Origin of the sequence: Aminobacter aminovorans, assembly GCF_900445235.1 — a bacterium.
Lineage (GTDB): Bacteria > Pseudomonadota > Alphaproteobacteria > Rhizobiales > Rhizobiaceae > Aminobacter > Aminobacter aminovorans.
This window is the reverse complement of sequence record NZ_UFSM01000001.1, coordinates 1,331,084-1,352,146: the sequence shown is the minus strand read 5'-3', so window position 1 is coordinate 1,352,146 and position 21,063 is coordinate 1,331,084. Positions and strand designations below refer to the sequence as shown.

Below are 21,063 nucleotides of genomic sequence, written 5' to 3'. Positions count from 1 at the left end.
TGGTTCGGCTCACCATGAGGATTGCGGTACGCCAAATTGCGGAATGTTGCGGCATGACCCTTCAGTCCTGGTGGTCGTGAACACGTCCCGCCAGCCCCATGGTGAGCCTGTCGAACCACCAAGGCGTCTGGCGCGGCAGTCGGCACGCCATGAGCCAGTTGAACGGCTTTGTCTTTCCCCACTGAGCTTTGTCTTTCCCCACTGATTTGGACGCTGTGCCATTGTCTGCGCGCCGGGCACGCGGCAAGTTGGCCGATAGGATTGGGGAAACCGACATGCTGCGCAACTGGGCTGTCCGCTACTGGTATTCGTTCTCGACCACTGGCCTGCTTCTCGGCACGCTTTTCTTCGCGGCATCGCTGACGCCAACGCTGATCCCGCGCAACTACCTGACCCAAGGTGTGCTCTCGGGCTTTTCCGCCGCCGTGGGCTATGGTTGCGGCTTCTTCCTGCACTGGCTGTGGCACTATCTCGAACTGCCCGAGCTCAAGGCGCGCACGCTGCTTGTCGGCAAGCTGGTCGCCGCCGTCGTCTGCGGCATCGTCGGCCTGGTGTTCCTGTGGCGCGCTTCCGAGTGGCAGAATTCGATCCGCAGCCTGATGAAGCTCGACCCGGTCGACACCGCCCATCCGCTTGAGGTCGGCGCCATCGCGCTGGTCACCTTCGTCGTGCTCGTGGCGTTCAGCCGCCTGTTCAAGCGTACGCTGGTCTTCGTCTCCGAGCGGCTACGCCGCTTCGTGCCGACGCGCGTGTCCTACGTCATCGGCACCACCATCGCCGTGCTGCTGTTCTGGTCGGCCGCAGACGGCATCATTTTCCGCTACGGCCTGCGCGTGATGGACAGCTCGTTCCAGCGCCTCGACGAACTGATGCCGGCAGAAACCCGCCAGCCCTCCGAGCCTGCCAGGACCGGCAGCGCCGCATCGCTGGTGCGCTGGCAGGATCTCGGCCGCATGGGGCGCTCCTACATCGCCTCCGGCCCGACCGCCGCCGACATCGGCAAGCTCACCGGCAAACCGACCAGGGAGCCGGTGCGCGTCTATGTCGGGCTGCAGTCCGGCGACACGCCGCAGCAGCGCGCCAAGCTGGCACTGGAGGAGCTGAAGCGCGCCGGCGGCTTCGAGCGTTCGACGCTGGTCATCGTCACGCCCACCGGCACCGGCTGGGTCGACGAACAGGCCATCGATCCGATCGAGTTCCTGCACAATGGCGATGTCGCCAGCGTCGCTGCCCAATATTCCTATCTCGCCAGTTGGCTGTCGCTGCTGGTCGAGCCTGGTTATGGCGCCGATCAGTCGCGAGCCCTGTTCAGCGAGATCTACGGCTACTGGCGCACCTTGCCCAAGGAAACACGCCCAAAGCTTTATCTGTTTGGCCTCAGCCTCGGCGCGCTCAGCACAGAGCTGTCCAATGAGCTGTTCGAGGTCCTCGGCGATCCCTATCAGGGCGCGTTGCTCAGCGGCCCGCCCTTTGCCAGCCGCATCTGGCGTTCGATCACCGACGACCGCAATGCCGGCACACCGGAGTGGCTGCCCGCGTTCCGCGACGGCTCCTATGTCCGCTTCACCGCACAGAAGAACGCGCTCGACATTCCGGGCGCTGCGTGGGGGCCGCTCCGCCTCGTCTACCTGCAATACGCCTCGGACCCGATCACCTTCTACGAAACGCATGCGCTCTACCGCGAGCCCGATTGGATGAAGACGCCACGCGGGCCCGACGTCTCGCCCGAACTGCGCTGGTATCCTGTCGTCACCTTCCTGCAGCTGACGCTCGATATCGCCATGGCCACCACCGCACCGATGGGCTACGGCCACGTCTACGCCGCCGAGCACTATATCGACGCCTGGATGCAGGTTGCCGATATCAAGGGGTGGTCGCCAAACGACGTCGCCAGGCTGAAGCAGCATTTCATCGACAAGCGGAAGTAGCGTGTTTCTTTGAACCGTCCCGGCCACGGCGAACACGGCACTTACGGACCAGGACAGCCGAGGCCGCGTCGGACCAGCACGGCTGCAATCGGACCGGCGCAGTTGGAACCGCCTTGCCAGGCAAGGATCGCGGAGTTGCCCCACGGTCCTGTCGAAGCCGCTGCCTAGGGCATGAGGGACGGTCGCAAGCTTCTTCCTGGCGACGCGATTTCAGGGAGACAGCGGCCTGCCCACCTTGAGCGAAGGCAGCAACTGCACCAGAACGTCAGCGGATGAGGTCGGCCGCCTTCGCGCCAAGCGCCTCCAGCAGGTCGTCGGGACGCATGCGGATCTGCAGGCCTCTCTGGCCGCCATTGAGAAAGACCTCGTCCTCCAGCGTCGCCATCTCTTCGACCGCCGTCGGCACCTGCTTGCGCTGGCCGAAGGGCGAGATGCCGCCGACCTTGTAGCCGGTCAGCCGCTCGGCATTGTCAGGCTTCATCATCTGCGCTGCCTTGCCGCCGAAGACCGCCGCCACCTTCTTCATGTTGACCTCCTGGTCGGAGGGCACCACCACGCAGGCCGGCTTGCCGTCGACCTCGACCATCAGGGTCTTGAGCACGATGCCGGGCGAAACCCCCATCGCCTCCGCCGCCTGCAGCCCGACCCGCTCCGCGCCGGCGTCATAGTCATAGGTCGCGAGTGCGAACGGAATGCCCGACTTGGTCAGCGCGAGCGTGGCGGGGGTGGTCTTCGACATGCCCTGTTGTGCAACAGCGCCCCAGCATTTCGCAAGGGCGGCTGAGACAGGCGGATCCTATGTCCCGCCGGCCAAGAGGCGCCATCGAAGATGGCTGGAATACCGTACGAGAAATCGCTCAAGCAGAGCGCCCCGATCGAGCCCGAGCGTAAGATCGCCGAGCGATCGGCCTTCGGCCGCCGCCAGCAAGGCCAGGCCCGCATCAACTGCGAGCGCGCCATGACGGCGCGTCATCGAAGCGTTCTCCACATACAGCTGACGACTGTAACAACGGCTGGCCATCCTCATTGACAACCCATACCCATCCAGCTATGTGTCATCGCATAGCCATTTGGGTATGACTTATGACTGAGCCTCAGGATGCGATCTTTCGCGCGCTTTCCGATCCGACACGCCGCGGCCTGTTCGAGCGTCTCTGCCGCAATGGCGACACCACGGTCGTCGGTCTCCTGGGCGAGGCCGGCGTCTCGCAACCCGTGGTCTCCAAGCATCTGAAAATCCTGAAGACGGCCGGCCTGGTGCGCGACCGGCAGCAGGGCCGCTACACCTATTACAGCGTCGAGCGTGATGCGTTGCGGACGCTGATCGACTGGACGACAGAGATGTCCGGTTTCTGGAACGACCGCTTCGACGATCTCGACAATTTACTCAAGAGGATGGACCAATGACCGAAACAATGGAAACCACGCGCTCGGTCGTGGTCGAACGCGATTTTCCCTATCCGCCCGAAAAGCTCTGGCGCGCTTTGACTCAGCCGCATCTCATCGCCGAATGGCTGATGAACAACGACTTCATCCCGATGGCCGGCCGCCGCTTCACGCTCTCCGCCGACTGGGGCCAGGTCGATTGCGAGGTCGAGACGGTCGAGGAAAACCGCGCCTTGTCCTATCGTTGGGATACTAAGGATCTCAAGAGCATCGTCAGCTGGACGCTCGCGCCCACCGCGTCAGGCACAAGCCTGCGCATGGAGCAGCGCGGCTTCACGACTGCCCAGAAGGCCTACTTCCAGGGTGCGTCGGTAGGCTGGCCGCGCTTCTTCGACCAATTGGGCAACGTCGTCGCCAAGCTCGACTGATCGCCGCGACACCATCGATTTCAGGGAATATTGCAATGAACCAGGTGATCCGCTTTATCCATCGCTGGACCTCACTCCTGTTCAGCCTGATCGTCGCATCGGTCTTTGCCGGCATGGCCATCACAACCCTGCCCGAGTGGTACTACTACCTGCCCCTGCCGCCGCTTTTCGTGCTGATCCCGACCGGCATCTACATGTTCTTCGCGCCCTATTTCAGCAGCCGGCAGGACGCCCTGCCGGCTACCGAGCGCCGCGCCTGATGGCCAGGGACGAAAGCCCCAAGCTGCTGTCGGGCGGCAATCCGCAGATTGCCAAGGGCTATGGCGACGCCATCGTCCAATCCTATATCGACGCCATGCCCGGCTGGAAACAGGACGTCGGCCGCCGCATCGACACCCTCGTCACCGAGGCCGTCCCCAGCGTGGTCAAGGCGGTGAAGTGGAATTCGCCCTTCTACGGCATGGAAAAGGACCTCTGGTTCCTCGGCTTCCACTGCCTGACCAAATACGTCAAGGTCGCGTTCTTCAAGGGTGCGCAGCTCACGCCGCTGCCGCCCGGAACCTCGAAGCAGGCCGAGGTGCGTTATCTCGACATCCATGAAGGCCGCACGTTCGACGAAGCGCAGTTCTCCAACTGGGTCCGGCAGGCAAGCGCCCTGCCCGGCGAGAAAATGTGAGGGCATCAGGGCCTTGCGCAAGGGTCGCCGTGTGATAGCAATCGGACGGCTGGGCAGGTTGAAAGGCCGCTTGCGTGAAGAGCAATTACACCATCGACGGCACGCGCATCCATTCGCTGGAAACCTTCTACGACGAGATCAGCCGCGTGCTGATCCCCAACCAGCGCTGGGGCCGCAATCTCGACGCGTTCAACGACATTCTGAGGGGTGGCTTCGGCACAACCGAGGGCTTCACCCTGACATGGTCCAACGCTGCGGAGTCCAGGACCAGGCTGGGATATCAGGAGACAGCCAGGCAGTTGGAACTACGCCTCGCGCAATGCCATCCCGATAACCGTGACAAGGTCAGGCAACAGCTTGCCGATGCGCGTGCCGGCATATGTCCGACGGTTTTCGACTGGCTCGTCGGCACCATTCGCAGTCACGGCCCCGGCGGCGACGAGGCCGAAGACGACATCCGGTTGATGCTCGACTGATCGCATCAGTCGTGCCTGCCAAGGAGATGCGACGGCAGGCGGCCACGAGCACGCCGCTTGGTCGCGAAGCTGCTCACAAGGAGATTGCAATGACCGTTGGCATTCGAGCGGCTCGCGCCGATGAGAGGGAAACCCTCGGCGCCCTCAAGCTGCGGTCTTCGCTGGCCTGGGGAGATCATGTCGAGGCATTGCAGGCGCTGCCGGAGGCGAGAGAGGTTCCGGCCGCGCACGTGCGGCATGTCGTGGTCGCCGAGATCGCCGGGCAGATCGTGGGCTTCGTGACGGTCCTCCCCGGCGACGTCACCGCTCAAGCCGAGCTGGAAGATCTCTTTGTCGCGCCGGAAGCATGGCGAATGGGGATAGGCAGCCTGCTGCTTGCCGAAGCCGAACGCCGCGCCGCAGCGCTCGGCGCACGATCGCTAGAGGTCGTGGCCAGCGAACGGGCTCGCCCTTTCTACCAAGCCTCCGGCTTTCGCTTTGCCGGCATCGTCGCGACACTTCTGGCACCCGCCGTCCGGTTGCGAAAGGACCTTCCCTAGATCGACTATCGGGCCGGCAGGCATGCCCTGCCGGCGGACCCGCCAGCACCTCAGCCGCGCCGGGCCGCCTCGATCTTGGCGACGTCGATCTTCCGCATATCCATCATCGCGGCGAACGCGCGCTTGGCTTCGCCACCGCCGGCTGCCATGGCCTCGGTCAGCACGCGCGGCGTGATCTGCCAATTGATGCCCCACTTGTCCTTGCACCAGCCGCAGGCGCTTTCCTGCCCGCCATTGCCGACAATGGCGTTCCAGTAGCGGTCGGTCTCCTCCTGGTCGTCGGTGGCGATCTGGAACGAGAATGCCTCGTCATGCTTGAAGGCCGGCCCGCCATTGAGGCCAATGCAGGGAATGCCTGCGACAGTGAAATCGACCGTCAGCACATCGCCCTCCTTGCCTGAGGGATAGTCGCCAGGAGCGCGATGCACGTCATGCACCGCACTGTCGGGAAATACCGTGGCATAGAAGCGGGCCGCAGCCTCCGCATCCTTGTCGTACCACAGGCAGATCGTGTTCTTGGCAGTCGGCATTGTGCGCTCCTCTCGCTTGAAGCCAGTTCGATATTCAGCCGCCCGCCCTTCCGACATAGAGGCGCGACGGCCATTGTCTAGTCCGCAGCAGTTGCGCAACTGGCAGTTGCTGATTGAAATGTGGCCCATGACAAAAGAACCATGACTTCCCTTCCGCTAAGTCAGCTGAAAAAGGGCTTTAGATCCCGTGGCGGTGCCAATTTGCGAGTAAGCTCTCCTATCACTAGGCCCGCCAACCTGCGCGCAGACGCCAGCAGCACTTCATGTAGGCTTTCGCCATCGGCCGTTGAACCATCGAATTCCAAGCTTGGCGCGGCCTCTTCAAGAGACCAACTTGCGCGCAGGCGGCCATCGACCAACTCGATCTTGTGTCGAAAAATTACTACGGGGTCGGCCTGCCCTTTTCTGGAAACCACACAGTAGAATTCGTTTGTTGCGCCGCCAGACTTGAACGTCGGGTGCTGCCCCCCCTGCTGCAAGCCAACATCGGTCCAGATGCGATTCAATTCGCCGTAAAGAGCTTGGCTAGCCTGCTCCATGGCTTGGGCAGCATCGGCTCGCTCCCTTGCAACAGCCGAGCCAATCATTTCATTGAATTGAGCGATTTCCGCATCGAGATCGTCATGTGACAAGCTATTGTCTCCATCCAGCTGAATCAAACGAGCAGAAAATTCGTGAGCACTTTGGAAGCGGGACTCCGTTCGCTGTTGAAAAGCAATCCGTAGCAGTAGGTCTATCTTAGGCCATCGTGAGTCTTCCAATACTGAAGGTCGTATTGGGGAAGGTGTGACTTCGTGAGGATGACGGCCATCGGCGTTGACAAGCGTGCGCGGTGCCCGACCAGACAACATGAAAAACAGCAAGCCAGCAGCCATTGCGACGTCAGATCGCAAGTCATGATGCTCCCCGCCAGGGGCAAATTCCGGAAGTCTTAAGAACCGATTTCCAAGCTCGCTGCCATCAGGTGTTTTGAAATCTATGTCAGGATTTTCACGATACCACGCAATGCCGAAATCTACCAAAAAAGGGGCGTCCCATTTGGCATGTCGCATTATCACATTGTCAGGCTTTAAGTCGCGGTGAAGAAGTGGGAGTTGATGACCGGTCTCCAATATTTCAAGGACCCGCAGAGTGGCTGCTAGTGCTTGATCTAGAGTTGGTGGTGATTTTTGAACCAACTCCTGCATTGTTGGGCCGTCTATGAAGTCCATGACAAGGTACAATGTGGCACCAGGGTTTTCCCACTCTCCCTCATTTGCCTCCAACACTGCGGGAACGCCATTTGCATCCATCGCGCGAAGACCGGCGACTTCCGCAAGAAACCGATAGCGCCTTTCAGTCTGTTTGGTTTCGTGCAGCCGCTTGAGCGCACCAGTACGCCTATCGACCCGATGCTGCACCCTTGCAACAGTACCTTGTCCTCCCTCCCGCTTTCCCTCTTCAATGGCTATCCAGTCTTCAAGACTCATTCGCCTCTCCCAACAACGATCTTTATGCTTGGACTGTACGCGATGATCAGTACCTCATATGAATCTGTTGTTCATAGCATGTAGATCGCAACCCCATTTGCCCACTCGTCCGGCAGAGCAGAATTTTAAACCCACTGATTGGCGACAAACAGCTAGGATGATTCATAGACTGTAAGCATCTCAAGAATTTTTTGAGCCGGCTATGGTGATCATTGTCAATCTTTGTAGAGCAGACCATGACTGCCGCGTGGCGACACGCCTAAATACAAGACGAGACGACAAAAAGCATGGGCCAACATGTCGGTAAGCACAGGCGCCATTCGTCCTCTGGAGGCAAGATGCAAGGATACGCACCAACCCGGAGCCGCCCAATGACGCCCACTATCACCGCTTTTGAGGCTTCGCCTGACGAAGGCCAGGGACTGGCGCGTGACATGCGCGTGCGCTGGGCGCTCGAGGAAGTGGGCCTGCCTTACGATGTCCGTCTTGTTTCGTTCAAGGCGATGAAGCAGCCGGCGCATCTGGCGCGTCATCCGTTCGGGCAGATCCCGACCTATGAGGAGGGCGACCTCGTGCTGTTCGAGTCGGGCGCCATCATCTTGCATATCGCCGAACGCCACGCCGGGCTGCTGCCCAAACAAGCCAATGCCCGGGCACGCGCCATCGCCTGGATGTTTGCCGCGCTCAATACGGTCGAACCACCGATCGTCGAGCTCGAACAGGCGCCTTTTGTGGAGGGCGACAAGCCCTGGCTCGCGGAGCGGATCCCGATGCTCAAGGATCGCATCCGCGTCCGGATGGACCAGCTGTCCAATAGGCTTGGCGACGCCGAATGGCTCGATGGCGCCTTCAGCGCCGGTGACCTCACGATGGTGATGGTGCTGCGCCGGCTGGAGGGCGATGGCATAGTGGAGGATTATCCAAACCTCGCCGCCTATGTCGCGCGCGGCCAGGCGCGTCCCGCCTACAAGCGTTCGTACGAGGCCCAACTGGCGGTTTTCACCGCCGCATCGGGCGGCTGAGCAAGACGGCGGTCGCGACACCCTCCCCGTTGACCGCTCTCGCCCTTCCCGCCACTGTCCGCGACTGGATTCGCCTTTACGGCGACAAGGGCAGGAGCGGAAAATGAAGCTCGACGGCAAGACCGCGATCATCACCGGCGGCGCCAGGGGCATCGGCTATGCCATCGCCGAGCGCTTCCTGCGCGAGGGCGCACGTGTCGTCATCGCTGACATCGACAATGAGCAGGGCAATGCCGCCGAGCGCGATCTGGAAAAGCTCGGCCAGGCGCGTTTCGTTCGCGCCGATGTCGGCAAGCGCCTTGACGTCCACAATCTCGTCGCCTCGACGATCGACGCCTTCGGCGACGTCGACGTGCTGGTCAACAATGCCGGCATCGACCATCAGGCCGATTTCCTCGACCTCGCCGAGGACGATTTCGACCGCGTGCTCCGGATCAACCTCAAGGGCTCCTTCCTTGTCGGCCAGGCGGTCGCCCGCATCATGGTCGAACGGGTCAAGGCGGGCGGCAACCCGGGCACCATCATCAACATGTCGTCGATCAATTCGGTCGTCGCCAACCCCGACCAGGTGCCTTATGCCGTGTCGAAGGGCGGCGTCGGCCAGTTGACGACGGTCATGGCGCTTGGTCTCGCGCCCTATGGCATCCGCGTCAACGCCATCGGTCCCGGTTCGATCTCGACCGAAATGCTGGCTCGCGCCAAGGCCGATCCGGCGGCCAAGGCCCGCATGCTGTCGCGCACCCCGCTCGGCCGTATCGGCGAGCCGCAGGAGATCGCAGGGATCGCAGCTTTCCTCGCTTCCGATGATGCTTCCTACATCACCGGACAGACGATTTTTGCCGATGGCGGGCGTCTCGCGCTCAACACCACGGTTGCTGCCAAGGGCTGACGAAAACATAATCGAAGACGGTCGTTTGCTCCTGACAGACTGCTGTCAGGAGGGGTGTGCGATACTCCTCTCATTCAAGATAAGGAGGATCCTCCATGAACACGTTTACGCCTGTCATCTTTCGCACCATCAGGCATTATGCCGGCAAGGTCAGGACCATGCACAATGAGATCCGCACCGAGCGCCTCATGAATTCTTTGCCGACAAGCATCCGCAAGGATATCGGCTGGCCCGATCGTTTCGACGCCCGCCGAGCCGACCGCAACTGACATATCGCCCGACGGAGGGGACACGCTCATGACCGCACCCAAGACAATCGGCGTCCTGTTCATCGAAGGCTATGCCGACTGGGAATACGGCCTTCTGGCTGCCTCGGCTGTCGAGTGGTTCGGCGCGCGCGCGGTAGCGATTTCGCCGCACGAGGCGCCTCTGACCTCGATCGCCGGTTTCAGCCTGTCGCCGACGCGCGGCGTGGATCCCGTGGAAAACATGGATCTCGACGCGGTTGCCGTCATCGGCTCGGATGGCTGGGCGGCGAAGGACGCACCTGACATTGCGCCGCTGCTCAAGGCAGTCGCTATGCGTGGCGGCGTCGTCGGCGGCATCTGCGCCGGTACGCTGGCACTGGCCCGGGCCGGCCTGTTCGAAGGTGTCTCCCACACCTCCAACGGCCGCGACTGGATTCTCGGACATGAGCCAGCATATGCAGGCGCCGCAAGCTACCAGGACGTGCCGCATGCCGTCGCCGACAACAACATCGTCTCCGCCCCTGGTTCGGCACCCGGCACCTTCGCCGCGGCCTTCCTCGAGACGCTCTATCCCGAACTGGTTGGCCAGATCGGCGAGATGCGTGCCATGTTCGCCCGCGAGCATGCCATGGCCGAACGTGGCCATGGTGACGGCTCCTGACAATACGCTGTCAGGAGCCCTGTGCGATGATAGGATGAAGAAGATCGCATTCCGATGTCTTCGGTGCCACCCAGCGCCAGATGCGATGCGGTATGCCGGACCGACTTTTTGACGACGCGCATTGTCATCGACGCCAGGCGCCCCCACTTGGCCAAGAACAGCGCGAGACTTTGAGGGGTAATCGATGAGACGCGCCGACAGGCTGTTCCAGATCGTACAGCATCTCCGAGGTGGCCGCCTGGTCACCGCGCACAAGCTGGGCGCGTGGCTCGAGGTTTCCGAGCGCACGATCTATCGCGACATCGCCGACCTGCAATCGACGGGTGTGCCGATCGATGGCGAGGCCGGGGTGGGCTATATGATGAGGGAGGGTTTCGACCTTCCGCCGCTGATGTTCACACGAGACGAAATCGTCGCATTGGTTGCCGGCGCCCGCATGGTCCGCGCCTTTGGCGGTGCCGCCATGGCACGCGCCGCCGACGAGGCGCTGGTCAAGATCGGCGCCGTCCTTCCCGATTCCGAAAAGGACCGCATCGCCCGCACCGAGATCCACACACCGATGTGGGTGGTCTCCGACGCCGACCGCGAGGCGATCGACCTGATCGAGCGCGCTGTCGAAAAGCGCCAGGTGCTCAAGCTCGACTACAATGACGAGGCTGGGCGCGGCTCGGCCCGCGAGGTGCGTCCGCTCGGCCTGTGGTTCTGGGGCAAGGTCTGGACGCTGATCGCCTGGTGCGAGATGCGCAACGACTTCCGCGCCTTCCGCATCGACCGCATTTCGTCGGTCGCCGCGGCCAGCCGCAGCTTCAAGCCCGAGCGCGGCAAGCTGCTCGTCGACTATTACCGCAGCGTCGAACGCAGCGAATCCTACGGGGCGCCCGACCGCAACTCGCACGGCTGACGCCGCAACGCGTTTCCTCCCCCCGCTCCCAAATTGTCCCGGTGACAAGCCGGGACTTTCCTTTGGCAGTTGCAGGCAATACCCAACCGTCCTGCATGCCGCTAGGCTTGGAAGCGGAAGGAGAGACTGCCCAATGGACATGGACATCCACGAGATTGACGGCGCCTGCCATTGCGGCACGGTGCGCCTGCGCGTCAGGCTGGCGGACGGCCTGCGCAGCGCGCGGCGCTGCACCTGCTCCTATTGCCGGATGAAAGGCGCTGTCGCCCTGTCGGCCGACCTTGGCGGCATCGATGTCGTATCGGGTGAAGAAACCCTCACCCTCTACCAGTTCAACACCATGGCCGCGAAGCACTATTTCTGCTCGAAATGCGGCATCTACACCCATCACCAACGCCGCTCTAACCCCAACCAGTTTGGCGTCAACGCCGCCATCCTCGAAGGCATCAGCCCGTTCGACTTCACCGAGATCCCTGTCATGGACGGCGTCAACCATCCCTCGGACCGCAAGGGCGGCGCATCAGGATCGGGCATCGCCGGTGTCCTGAAATTCATCGCCAGCGAATAGGCTCGCATCGGCAGCGGCAGGGCTTTTTCGCGCCGCTCAGCCTGGCGTTTTCGCCTTGACCATCCAGGCACGCGCCACGAGGTCGATCGGCCCCGTCGATCCAAGCCGCTCAGCCAGGCGCGCCTTGAGTTTGGCGCGCTGATAGTCGTTCAGGCTCATGCAATAGCCAGGGGCCGGTCCCGCGCCCAGCGTGAAAGGCTGCCAGAACGCCTCGAAATCCGCGAAGCGGGTTTCGATCTCCATCGACGCGATGGCGATGTCGCGCAGGCCGGCGTCCCGGCACAGCGCCATAAGCCCTTCCCTGGTGCAGAACGGAAACCGCTTGCCTTCCCCCAACTCCGCCGCAGCCGGATCGATGGTGATCGCGGCCTGCCAGAACTGGCGGATGAAGCCGATGCCGCCGCCGGGATAGTCCCAGACATAAAACGACAGCAGCCCGCCCGGCTTCAGCACGCGTTGCATTTCGGCAAGGGCTGCCGGCCTGTCGGGAACAAAGTTAAGCACCAGTCCGGAGGTGACGACGTCGATGCTGACCGGCTCCGCCGGCAACTTCAGCGCATCGGCGACCTCGAACCGGGCCCGGCCGTCGCCGATCGCTTTGCGGACATGCGCGATGAAATCGACTGAGGGATCGATCGACACGATCGAGCGCGGTGACGCACCTGAAAGCACCGCTGCCGTCAATGCGCCGGTGCCGCAGCCGATCTCCAGCCACGCCGCCTGCGCGGGCGGCGCAAGCCAGGCGACGAACTTGGTCGCCACCAGCCGGCTCCACCGGCCCATGTAATGCTCATAGCTGTTGCCGGCACTCCAGGCGTCGAACGCGGCGGACCCGCTCATCTCGCACCTCGGGGGCATCTCGAGTTCGCTGAAGCCCGATCATGCGCCTGCCCCAGCGAACCGGCAAGTCGAACCGGCAAGTTGGCCGAACGCCGATTGCAGCCCATTTGACCGGGCGTTTCAGCGCAATGCTGTTGCAATCTCAAGCTGTCAGATGAGCGATGCTCCCAAGCCAAACGCCTGTTCGAGAGACAGCAACAACATGACGACACCGAGAAAACCAACAGCGCTTTCAGGCGCCTTGACTGCCGCCGCCGCAATCTGCACCGTGGCTGCTTTCTCCGGCGGCCTGCTCTATCTTGACCAACTGATCGAGAGACCTTTCACGGTGACGACAGCTTCCGCCAACAGCGCTACCAATACATTCCCGGCCGATTCGGAAATCGCCAAGATCCTTGCCGAACGCGTCGACCTCAGGGCCGAAAGCGTCGGCATCGTCGTCGGCACGATCGGGCCGCATGGCCGCAGCGTCGTTGCCCATGGCAAGTTCGGCGCCAATGATCCGCGCCCGGTCGACGGCAACACGCTTTTCGAGATCGGTTCGATCACCAAGGTCTTCACCGGCCTGCTGCTCGCCGAAATGGTGGCCGACGGCGAAGTCGGGCTAAACGACCCGCTCGCCAAATACATGCCCGAAGGCGTCACCGTGCCCCAGCGCGGCGGCAAGGCGATCACCCTCGTCGACCTGGCCACGCATCGCGCCAGCCTGCCGAGCCTGCCTGACGACCTGGAGCCGTCGGACACGCTCAATCCTTATGCAACCTACACCACCGAGCAGCTCTACCGCTTCCTGTCACGCTACCAGTTGCCGCGCGATATCGGCGCCGATTTCGAATATTCCAACACCGGCTTCGGCCTGCTCGGCCATGCACTCGCCCGCCGCGCCGGCGTCGACTACGAGGCGCTGGTCAGCCAGCGGATCACCACGCCACTCGGCATGTCGAGCACCGCAATCACGCTCTCGCCTGAACTCGCCGGGCGCATGGCCACCGGCCACAATAGCGATCTGCAGCCCGTCCCCAACTGGGACCTTCCGGCCTTCGCCGGCGCCGGTGCGCTGCGTTCGTCAACGAACGACCTGCTGGATTTCCTGGCAATGGCGCTCGGTACCGAAAAGTCCCCGCTCACCGATGCCGTTGCCGCGGCGAGCATCAAGCGCAAGCCGGTCAACGCCGACACCCAGATCGGACTTGCCTGGATGATCACCGAAAGCTCGTCGGGCGACATCGTCTGGCACAGCGGCGGCACCGGCGGATTCACCACCTTCATCGGCTTCCACCCTACGTCCAGCACCGGAATCGTCGTGCTCTCCAACTCCGACGCCGGGGTCAACGATATCGGCATGCACCTGCTCAACCGGGACATCCCACTTGCCGAGCCGAAGCCGAAGCCGGTCGAGGCCGTCATCGACCCCAAGCTGCTCGACGGCTATACCGGCCGCTACCAGCTGGCACCCGAGATGGTCTTCGACATCACGCGCGACGGCGACAAGCTGTTTGCCCAGCTGACCGGCCAGCCGAAGTTTCGCCTGTTCCCCGAGGGCGGGCATCGCTACTTCTACAAGGATGTCGAGGGCGCGATCACCTTCGTGCCCGCCGACACTGGCCCATCGCCAAGCCTGACATTGCACCAGTTCGGCAACGACGTGTCGGCGCCGCGACTGGCCGACTGATCTACCCAGCCCACATGCAAAGGAAAGGCCCCGTCGATGCGGGGCCTTTTTGCTTTGAGGCGGAAGGCCGGGTGTTCGCCCGGAAGCAGAAATTCGAAGGTCGCACGAGGGTGGTCAGCTGTGATTTGGCAGTTCGTCACTCCGACAAAGCGGCGTGCGGCCCAACCTCACTTTTGCGCAATGTCGCCTCAAGCTATTCTGAGTCCCTGCGGCGGAGATTGTGCAGCATGGCGAAGCTCGTCTTTGGAATGAACCAGTCCCTGGATGGCTACGTCGACCCACCAGGAATTTGCGCCTGACCCCGTGCTCTTTCGTCACTGGATAGAACACGTGCGCGACCTGGCGGGCAGTGTGTACGGTCGCCGCATGTACGAGATCATGCCCTATTGGGACGAAGACCGTCCTGAATGGAGTGCGGAGCAACGCGAATTCGCGGCGGCGTGGCGGCGCCAACCGAAATGGGTCGTGTCGCGCTCGTTGAAGTCAGTCGGCCCCAACGCCACGCTTGTCGAGGATGACCTCGAGGCGGTGATAGGCGAGCTGAAGGCTCGGCTCGTTGGGGAGATCGCAGTTTCCGGACCAGACCTGGCGCGAAGCCTGACCGACCTCGGCCTTATCGATGAGTATCGACTCTACTTCCACCCCGTCGTGCTTGGTCGCGGCAAGCCGTTCTTCGCCGGCCCCCGGCCGCCACTCCGCCTTGTTTTCACCGATCGCATTGGCGAGGACGTGATCAGGCTGACATACGTTCCTGCTTGATCGGACGTCTCGCCAGACGGACTGCGTCGACGCGTCAGACCCGCTTTGGCTCGCGTTTTCCCCTTTTTGGCCGGCGACCGGACAGCCGGCGCTGCACTGACATTGCCAAAGGCAGTCGGCCCCAAAGGCAGTCGGCCGAAGTCAGTACTTGGCGGCAACGACCGAGGCCTCGTCTCCGAGCGCCACTGACGTCTGCAAAAATCTGTCAGCCCGCGCGCGGTCAGCCGCAATGCTCTTGCAATCTGTCGGGACCAGACAGTGCGGTTTGATGTGCACGTCGTGCCGGAACACGCGCTCAGAGACAGCATCCAAATGAAACGCTTCAGGACACCCTCGGCACTTTCAGCTGCGCTGACCGCAACCGCCGTGATTTTCACGGTTGCCGCCGTGGCCGGCGGCCTGCTCTATCTCGATCGCAAGCAGGACCGGCCGATCGTCGTGGCGGCAGCCGCCAGCGCTTCGCCGGACCAGCTCGCCACGGCTGCGGAAATCCGCCATATCCTCGCCGACCGGATCGACGTTCAGAGGCAAAGCGTCGGCATCGTCGTCGGCACCATCGGACCGCACGGACGCAGCATCATAGCCCATGGCGACTTCGGCGGCCTCGACCCGCGTCCGGTCGACGGCGACACCATTTTCGAGATCGGCTCGGTGACCAAGGTGTTCACCGGACTTTTGCTCGCCGACATGGCGGCGCGCGGCGAGGTCGCCCTGAACGACCCGGTGGCCGAATATTTGCCGATGAACGTCGCCCTGCCCGAACGGGGCGGCAAGGCGATCACGCTCGTCGACCTCGCGACACAGACCTCTGGCCTGCCGCGCATGCCAGACAATATCGGGCCGACCGACGAGACCAACCCTTATGCAGATTACACGATCGACGAGATGTATGCCTTCGTGTCGGGCTACGAGCTGCCGCGCGACATCGGCGCCGAATATGAGTATTCGAACCTCGGCTCGGCCCTGTTGGGCCAGGCCCTCGCCCACCGCGCCGGAAAGAGCTACGAAGCCCTCGTCCAGGAGCGAATCGTTGGCCCGCTGGCCATGCGCAGCACCGCAATCGAACTTGCGCCGCGTCTCGGCAAACGCATGGCAACCGGCCATAACGAGACGCTGGAGATCGTTCCCAACTGGGACCTGCCGGCCTTTGCGGGGGCCGGTGCCCTGCGCTCGAGCGCCAACGACCTGCTCGAGCTGCTGCAGGTGACGGTCAACAAGAACAGGACGCCGCTGACCACCGCCCTTGCCGCCACGCTGGCGACACGGCGGGCAATCGGCGAACAGGAAACCTCAGCCGCCCTTGGCTGGTTCATCACCCAAAGCAGCAATGGCGAGATCGCCTGGCATGATGGTGGTACCGGCGGCTACAGCGCCTTCATCGGTTTCCATCCCGCTTCGCGCACCGGTGTCGTCGTCCTGTCCAACGCCAATACAGGCGTCAGCGACATCGGCCTGCATCTGCTCAATCGCGAGATTCCGCTGACAAGGGCCAAGCCGCGGCACAGCGAGGTCGCCACCGATGCCAGCCTGTTCGATACCTATACCGGCCGCTACCAGCTCGCGCCCGACGTGGTTCTCACGGTCCTGCGCGAGGACGACGCACTCTACGCCCAGTTCAGCGGCCAGCCGAAAATGCAGCTATTCGCCGAAGGCGGGCACCGCTTCTTCTACAAGGAAGTCGAGGCGGCCATCACCTTCGCAGCCCCGGCATCGAACCGGTCACCAAGTCTTGTCCTGCACCGCTTCGGCCGCGACATGCCCGCGGCCCGGCTGTCGGACTAGGCTGCCGGCCAGGCTGCCCCTCGCAAGGCATCAGCGGCCCGGACACGAAAAAGGCCCCGTCGATGCGGGGCCTTTTTGTCGATGCGAGGAGCAATCCTCAGAACTTATCGTCTTCGTCCTCATCGGGCGTCTTCGAGCGCAGGGCCGAGAGCTTGGCGAACACGGCGTTGGCGTCGAGTTCCTTGTCCTCGTCCTTGGGTGCGGCCTGCTCGGGCGTCAGGCGCTCGGTCAGCGAGGCCGGCAGCAAGGTGTCGCCGGTCGGTGCCGGGGCTTCGCGGCCGCGCGAGGCGCGCTGCACTTCGATGTCGAGGTCGATCTGCGAGCACAGGCCGAGCGCCACCGGATCGAGCGGCGTCAGCGTCGCCATGTTCCAGTGCTTGCGTTCACGGATCTGCTCGATCGTCGCCTTGGTGGTGCCGACGAGGCGCGAGATCTGCGCGTCCTTGAGCTCGGGATGGTTCTTGACCAGCCAGTAGATGGCGTTCGGACGATCCTGGCGCTTCGACAGCGGCGTGTAGCGCGGGCCCTTGCGCTTGGTCTCCGGCACGCGGACCTTGGGGTCCGACAGCTTGAGGCGGTGGTTGATGTCGCCCTCGCCCTTGGCGATCTCGGCGCGCGTCAGCTGGCCGGTCATGATCGGATCCATGCCCTTGATGCCCTGGGCCGATTCGCCGTCGGCGATCGCCTTCACTTCGAGCGGGTGCAGCGAGCAGAACTGCGCGATCTGGTCGAACGAAAGCGCTGTGTTGTCGACCAGCCAGACGGCGGTCGCCTTGGGCATAAGCAGCGTATTGGCCATGCGATATATCCTCTTCGCTCGCCCGCGTCCCTCACGCGGGCGGTGGTCAGACCACCAGAAAATGGGAAATTCGGCCCGTATATAGACGCATTCGCCCGCCACCGCAACGATTTTGGAACCGCCGGCAAACGAGCCCGATCGCCGGCGCCGGCGCACGAAAAAGCCCCGCCTCCCCTAGCGGGAAACGGGGCTTCGTTCGTGCCGGCACGGATGCCGGACAGGCTTACTTCAGCTTGTCGGCGGCCTTCTCGATGGCTGCAACCGCACAAGCTTCGTCGAAGTTGCCGCCGGGTGCGCCGCCGACGCCGATGGCGCCGATGACAGCGTCACCAGCCTTGATCGGCATGCCGCCAGCAAGCACCAGGAAGCCGTCAATGTCGACGAGACCGGCAGCGCCCGGGTTCTTGGCAACGTTCTCGGCCATCTTGGAGGTAGGCGTCCGCGACGAGGCCGAGGTGAAGGCCTTGTCCTGGGCAGCCGAAACCGTGTGCGTGCCGGCATTGTCGGAGCGAACGAGGGCGCGCAGCACGCCTGCACGGTCAACCACGGCAGCGGTCACATTGTACTTGTCGGCAGCGCAGGCGGCGACCGCGTTCTGGGCGATCTCGACGGCGAGGCTCGACGAGATGTTCTTCTCGGTCAGCACCTGTGCGGAAGCAGCCCCATTGAGGGCGACGGTGGCAGCGGCGGCGAGGAAAATGCTCTTGATCATGACTGGGTTCCTGTCCTGATGTTGCTTAGGAGAAAGCGTCTTGCTTGTCCGAGGCCAGAACTACGCCGAACCGCCGCCACGCTGAATCCGCGATGCCACCACCTGCCCTAGGTAGGATTACCTACTGCTGCGACCGCTACGGCATGACCCCAAAAAGTGGAAACCGGGTTTTGGACAGGGTTATGCCTTTCTAAGCATGACCCAAAAAGTGGAAACCGGTTCTTGGGGTCATGCCCCTCCGGGTATGTTCCCAAAGCGGTGCCGGCTTTCAGCCAAGGTCATGCCCGCTCAGGAAATCAGCGCCAGCCGCACCTGTTCGGCCACCGAGCTTGTGCCCAGCTTCTCGGCGATCTTCGCCCGATGCGCGTCGATGGTGCGGGCCGAGACCTCGAGCGTGGTCGCGATCTCCTTGCTCGCCCAACCCCGCGCCACCATGTCGAGCACCTCGCGCTCGCGCTCGGTCAATTTCGCCAAAAGCGTCCGCGCCTCGCGCTTTTCCAGCCGGGCGTCGAGGCTCGAAAACCCCTGTTGCAGCGCTTCGACGAGCACCTCGCCATCGACAGGCTTGGTCAGGAAATCCTGGATGCCGGCCTTGAAGGCACGGCGACAGGCGGCGACGTCGCCATGGCCTGTTATCATGACCGTCGGCCAGTCGATGCCGCGCTCGCTGAGCTTCTGGTGCAGTTGCAGCCCCGACACCTCGGGCATGCGCAGGTCGACGACAATCACGCCGGGCTTGCCGTCGTCGACATGCGCCAGAAACGTCTTGGGGTCGCCGAAGGTCTCTACCGAAATTCCATAGGTGCCGAGCAGGAACGCCAGCGCCTCGCGCACCGCCTCGTCGTCGTCGATCAGATAGACCTGATACCTGCTCATGCCGTCACTCCCCGCACCGCAGCGGAAACATCAACAACGCTCCGGCACCTGTTCAGCCTAGCCATCGTGCTTGCCCGAAATCGCGTCGGATCGTCCGACCGATGCGCGCGGCAGCGTAATCACGAACCGCGCCCCGCCACCGGCCGCGTTGCCGGCCTCGATCCGGCCATCGACCCGCTCCACCAGCGTCTGGCACAAGGAAAGCCCCAGCCCCATGCCGTCGGCCTTGGTGGTGAAGAATGGCACAAACAGTTTCGGCAGCACGTCGGGAGCGATGCCCGGCCCGTTGTCCGACACCTCGATCTTCGCTTCCGCGCTAACGTCCTTGGTCGTGATGGAAATCCGCGCCCCGGCGGTCCCGGCACTGTCCAGCGCCTCCGCCGCGTTGCGGATCAGGTTGTGCAGGACCTGCTCAATCTCGATCGCATCGACCACCGCCTCCGGCGTTGGCTGTCCGAGTTCCAGCACCAAGGCCACCCCGCGCCGCTCGAGATCGGTGCGGGTCAGCGCCACCACTTCGGCCACGATGGCGTTCAGGTCCTGCCGCGCCCGTTCAGGCGCCTTGTTGGAGGCATAGTCGCGCATCCGCTTCAGCATCTCGCCGGCACGCTTGGCCTCGCGCACATTGACGTCGAGCGCCTGCGAGATCATCGCCATGTCGGGCTTGTCCGCCCGCGACAGGCGAAGTGCCGCCTGGCTGCGGCTCAGAAGTGCGGTCAGCGGCTGCGTCAATTCATGGGCGATACCGGATGCCAGCTCGCCCATGGCGTTGACGCGCGAGGCATGTGCCAACAGCGTCTCCCGCTCCTGCACGGCCAGCCGCTCCTCGGCCTCGCGCGCGGCAAGCTCGGAGCGCTTCACTGCCGCCCGCTGCCCGAGCCCGAAGCTCAAGGCCGCAGCCAACAGACCGGCCACCATGGCAAAGCCCAGCAACCGTCCCGGCGGCACCAGTGCCGCCAAAGGCAGTGACCTGTCGAGCGACAACAACAGCCGCTGCCCCTCGCCATCGATCACCTTCTCGAAATGCGGCGGCTTTAGCCACGAGACCCCAGGCCCGAACGACACATCGGCCGGCAGGGCCACCAGGTCGGCACCGTCAAGGCTGATCCTCAGATGGGCAAAGCCGGGCCGCTCCTCCGGCTCCAGAAGCCTGGCGGCATCGATCGTTAGCACGACGGCGTGGTCGGAAGGTTCCGGCGCGCGCTTGGCCAGAAGATAACGACCGTCGCCCGCGGCGTAGACGCTCGGCCTGCCGCGTAGCTGCGCCGCAATCTCCACCGCGCGTGGCGCCAGATCGACCCCACCGCCTGCGGGTACATCAACAACCTCGCGCACGGCCATAGTCGAAGTGGCAACGCCTGCCGACCGCGAAGTCGCAGAGTTGCCTGCCTCGGCTGATCCTCGACCTCCGTCCACGGCGTCGCTGGCAACTCCCTCCGGTTCGAGCGAGACCAGCGCCAGCCAGGCGATGCGGGGATAAAAGCGCGAGATGCTCTCCATCACCTGCCGCACGGCGCCATCGGGCGCCGGCTCAGCCCCGCTCGACAGCGCGATCAGCGTGGTCAGATGCGCATCATGCTGAGCCACCCGCTGCGAGATCAGCCGGTGCAGCGTCCGCCCCGTCACCTCCAGCTCGTCCCCCATACGCGTCCGCGACGTCTCCACCGACACGACGACGAAAGCTATCAGTGCGGCGAGCCAAAGCGCGAGGCCGAGGAGGCGGGGATTGGAGAGGGGTTGGGACACGTGGGGTCAATACTGGCCAGAAATTGGTGCCACCATAGTCGCGGACCGGTCAGAAGGGAACGACGTGCCTGTTTGGCGAAGAATTACCCTAGTAGGGCGATGTAGCCATGTCCTGCTTGGGGCCGGAAGGAGACTGTCTGGATTCGAAGCGATGCC

General features: G+C 63.4%; 24 protein-coding genes and 1 pseudogene. 17 read left to right on the top strand and 8 right to left on the bottom strand.

The window, feature by feature from the left end; all coding sequences use genetic code 11:
• The first annotated feature begins 275 nt into the window (after positions 1-275).
• Entirely contained in the window at positions 276-1,928 is a 1,653-nt protein-coding gene (locus DY201_RS06640; protein ID WP_115730515.1) for an alpha/beta hydrolase, read from the top strand.
• A gap of 265 nt (positions 1,929-2,193) precedes the next feature.
• Here the strand turns inward: DY201_RS06640 and ybaK are convergent, their stop codons facing one another.
• The gene (gene ybaK / locus DY201_RS06635; protein WP_115730514.1) at positions 2,194-2,667 is read right to left on the bottom strand and encodes a Cys-tRNA(Pro) deacylase; all 474 of its coding nucleotides are present in this window, start codon (positions 2,665-2,667) and stop codon (positions 2,194-2,196) included.
• A gap of 90 nt (positions 2,668-2,757) precedes the next feature.
• Here ybaK and DY201_RS06630 point away from each other — a divergent pair, with 90 nt between their 5' ends.
• The 7 genes from DY201_RS06630 to DY201_RS06600 all read left to right on the top strand — a co-directional run bounded on the left by DY201_RS06630 (position 2,758) and on the right by DY201_RS06600 (position 5,433).
• Positions 2,758-2,958, top strand: a complete 201-nt coding sequence (locus DY201_RS06630; protein WP_115730513.1) for a hypothetical protein — start codon at positions 2,758-2,760, stop codon at positions 2,956-2,958.
• Between the two features lie 53 nt (positions 2,959-3,011).
• Entirely contained in the window at positions 3,012-3,335 is a 324-nt protein-coding gene (locus tag DY201_RS06625) for an ArsR/SmtB family transcription factor (RefSeq protein ID WP_115730512.1), read from the top strand.
• Positions 3,332-3,742: an SRPBCC family protein gene (locus DY201_RS06620; RefSeq protein WP_115730511.1), complete on the top strand. Its 411-nt coding sequence runs from the start codon at positions 3,332-3,334 to the stop codon at positions 3,740-3,742. Before DY201_RS06625 ends, DY201_RS06620 begins: the two co-directional genes overlap by 4 nt.
• 35 nt (positions 3,743-3,777) lie before the next feature.
• Positions 3,778-4,002, top strand: coding sequence for a hypothetical protein (locus DY201_RS06615; RefSeq protein ID WP_165915915.1), 225 nt, complete (start codon positions 3,778-3,780; stop codon positions 4,000-4,002).
• Positions 4,002-4,418, top strand: a complete 417-nt coding sequence (locus DY201_RS06610) for a DUF1801 domain-containing protein (protein ID WP_115730510.1) — start codon at positions 4,002-4,004, stop codon at positions 4,416-4,418. Before DY201_RS06615 ends, DY201_RS06610 begins: the two co-directional genes overlap by 1 nt.
• Positions 4,419-4,492: 74 nt before the next feature.
• Positions 4,493-4,894, top strand: a complete 402-nt coding sequence (locus DY201_RS06605) for a barstar family protein (RefSeq protein ID WP_115730509.1) — start codon at positions 4,493-4,495, stop codon at positions 4,892-4,894.
• 89 nt (positions 4,895-4,983) lie between these two features.
• Positions 4,984-5,433, top strand: a complete 450-nt coding sequence (locus tag DY201_RS06600) for a GNAT family N-acetyltransferase (protein ID WP_165915916.1) — start codon at positions 4,984-4,986, stop codon at positions 5,431-5,433.
• A gap of 50 nt (positions 5,434-5,483) precedes the next feature.
• On the opposite strand, the gene DY201_RS06595 is transcribed toward DY201_RS06600, so the two are convergent.
• Both DY201_RS06595 and DY201_RS06590 read right to left on the bottom strand, forming a co-directional pair.
• Positions 5,484-5,963 carry a VOC family protein gene (locus DY201_RS06595; protein ID WP_115730507.1) on the bottom strand — a complete coding sequence of 160 codons (480 nt, stop codon included), beginning with the start codon at positions 5,961-5,963 and terminating at the stop codon, positions 5,484-5,486.
• Between the two features lie 161 nt (positions 5,964-6,124).
• Positions 6,125-7,432 (bottom strand): protein kinase domain-containing protein, encoded by a 1,308-nt coding sequence (locus tag DY201_RS06590; protein WP_115730506.1) that lies wholly within the window; start codon positions 7,430-7,432, stop codon positions 6,125-6,127.
• A 371-nt stretch (positions 7,433-7,803) separates the two neighbouring features.
• Here DY201_RS06590 and DY201_RS06585 point away from each other — a divergent pair, with 371 nt between their 5' ends.
• From DY201_RS06585 to DY201_RS06565, 6 genes are all read left to right on the top strand, one after another.
• Positions 7,804-8,454, top strand: coding sequence for a glutathione S-transferase family protein (locus DY201_RS06585; protein WP_115730505.1), 651 nt, complete (start codon positions 7,804-7,806; stop codon positions 8,452-8,454).
• Positions 8,455-8,557: 103 nt separating this feature from the next.
• Positions 8,558-9,343: an SDR family NAD(P)-dependent oxidoreductase gene (locus DY201_RS06580; RefSeq protein WP_115730504.1), complete on the top strand. Its 786-nt coding sequence runs from the start codon at positions 8,558-8,560 to the stop codon at positions 9,341-9,343.
• A gap of 95 nt (positions 9,344-9,438) precedes the next feature.
• Positions 9,439-9,612 carry a hypothetical protein gene (locus DY201_RS28940; RefSeq protein WP_165915917.1) on the top strand — a complete coding sequence of 58 codons (174 nt, stop codon included), beginning with the start codon at positions 9,439-9,441 and terminating at the stop codon, positions 9,610-9,612.
• Positions 9,613-9,640: 28 nt separating this feature from the next.
• Positions 9,641-10,252 (top strand): DJ-1/PfpI family protein, encoded by a 612-nt coding sequence (locus DY201_RS06575; RefSeq protein ID WP_115730503.1) that lies wholly within the window; start codon positions 9,641-9,643, stop codon positions 10,250-10,252.
• 184 nt (positions 10,253-10,436) lie between these two features.
• Entirely contained in the window at positions 10,437-11,153 is a 717-nt protein-coding gene (locus tag DY201_RS06570; RefSeq protein ID WP_115730502.1) for a helix-turn-helix transcriptional regulator, read from the top strand.
• A 133-nt stretch (positions 11,154-11,286) separates the two neighbouring features.
• Complete coding sequence (locus tag DY201_RS06565; protein WP_115730501.1) at positions 11,287-11,721, top strand: GFA family protein; 435 nt, start codon at positions 11,287-11,289, stop codon at positions 11,719-11,721.
• 36 nt (positions 11,722-11,757) lie between these two features.
• Here the strand turns inward: DY201_RS06565 and DY201_RS06560 are convergent, their stop codons facing one another.
• Positions 11,758-12,561 carry a class I SAM-dependent methyltransferase gene (locus DY201_RS06560; protein WP_115730500.1) on the bottom strand — a complete coding sequence of 268 codons (804 nt, stop codon included), beginning with the start codon at positions 12,559-12,561 and terminating at the stop codon, positions 11,758-11,760.
• A 202-nt stretch (positions 12,562-12,763) separates the two neighbouring features.
• Here DY201_RS06560 and DY201_RS06555 point away from each other — a divergent pair, with 202 nt between their 5' ends.
• The 3 genes and pseudogenes from DY201_RS06555 to DY201_RS06545 all read left to right on the top strand — a co-directional run bounded on the left by DY201_RS06555 (position 12,764) and on the right by DY201_RS06545 (position 16,774).
• On the top strand, positions 12,764-14,233 hold the full coding sequence (locus tag DY201_RS06555) for a serine hydrolase (RefSeq protein WP_115733635.1): 1,470 nt from the start codon (positions 12,764-12,766) through the stop codon (positions 14,231-14,233).
• 227 nt (positions 14,234-14,460) lie between these two features.
• Positions 14,461-14,992, top strand: a pseudogene (locus DY201_RS06550) (dihydrofolate reductase family protein).
• Between the two features lie 312 nt (positions 14,993-15,304).
• On the top strand, positions 15,305-16,774 hold the full coding sequence (locus DY201_RS06545; RefSeq protein ID WP_115730499.1) for a serine hydrolase: 1,470 nt from the start codon (positions 15,305-15,307) through the stop codon (positions 16,772-16,774).
• A gap of 97 nt (positions 16,775-16,871) precedes the next feature.
• On the opposite strand, the gene DY201_RS06540 is transcribed toward DY201_RS06545, so the two are convergent.
• From DY201_RS06540 to DY201_RS06525, 4 genes are all read right to left on the bottom strand, one after another.
• Complete coding sequence (locus DY201_RS06540; protein ID WP_115730498.1) at positions 16,872-17,573, bottom strand: DUF1013 domain-containing protein; 702 nt, start codon at positions 17,571-17,573, stop codon at positions 16,872-16,874.
• 223 nt (positions 17,574-17,796) lie between these two features.
• Entirely contained in the window at positions 17,797-18,285 is a 489-nt protein-coding gene (locus tag DY201_RS06535) for a GlcG/HbpS family heme-binding protein (RefSeq protein WP_115730497.1), read from the bottom strand.
• 288 nt (positions 18,286-18,573) lie between these two features.
• On the bottom strand, positions 18,574-19,161 hold the full coding sequence (locus DY201_RS06530; protein ID WP_115730496.1) for a response regulator transcription factor: 588 nt from the start codon (positions 19,159-19,161) through the stop codon (positions 18,574-18,576).
• A gap of 57 nt (positions 19,162-19,218) precedes the next feature.
• Complete coding sequence (locus DY201_RS06525) at positions 19,219-20,907, bottom strand: sensor histidine kinase (RefSeq protein WP_131922330.1); 1,689 nt, start codon at positions 20,905-20,907, stop codon at positions 19,219-19,221.
• Positions 20,908-21,063 lie beyond the last annotated feature (156 nt).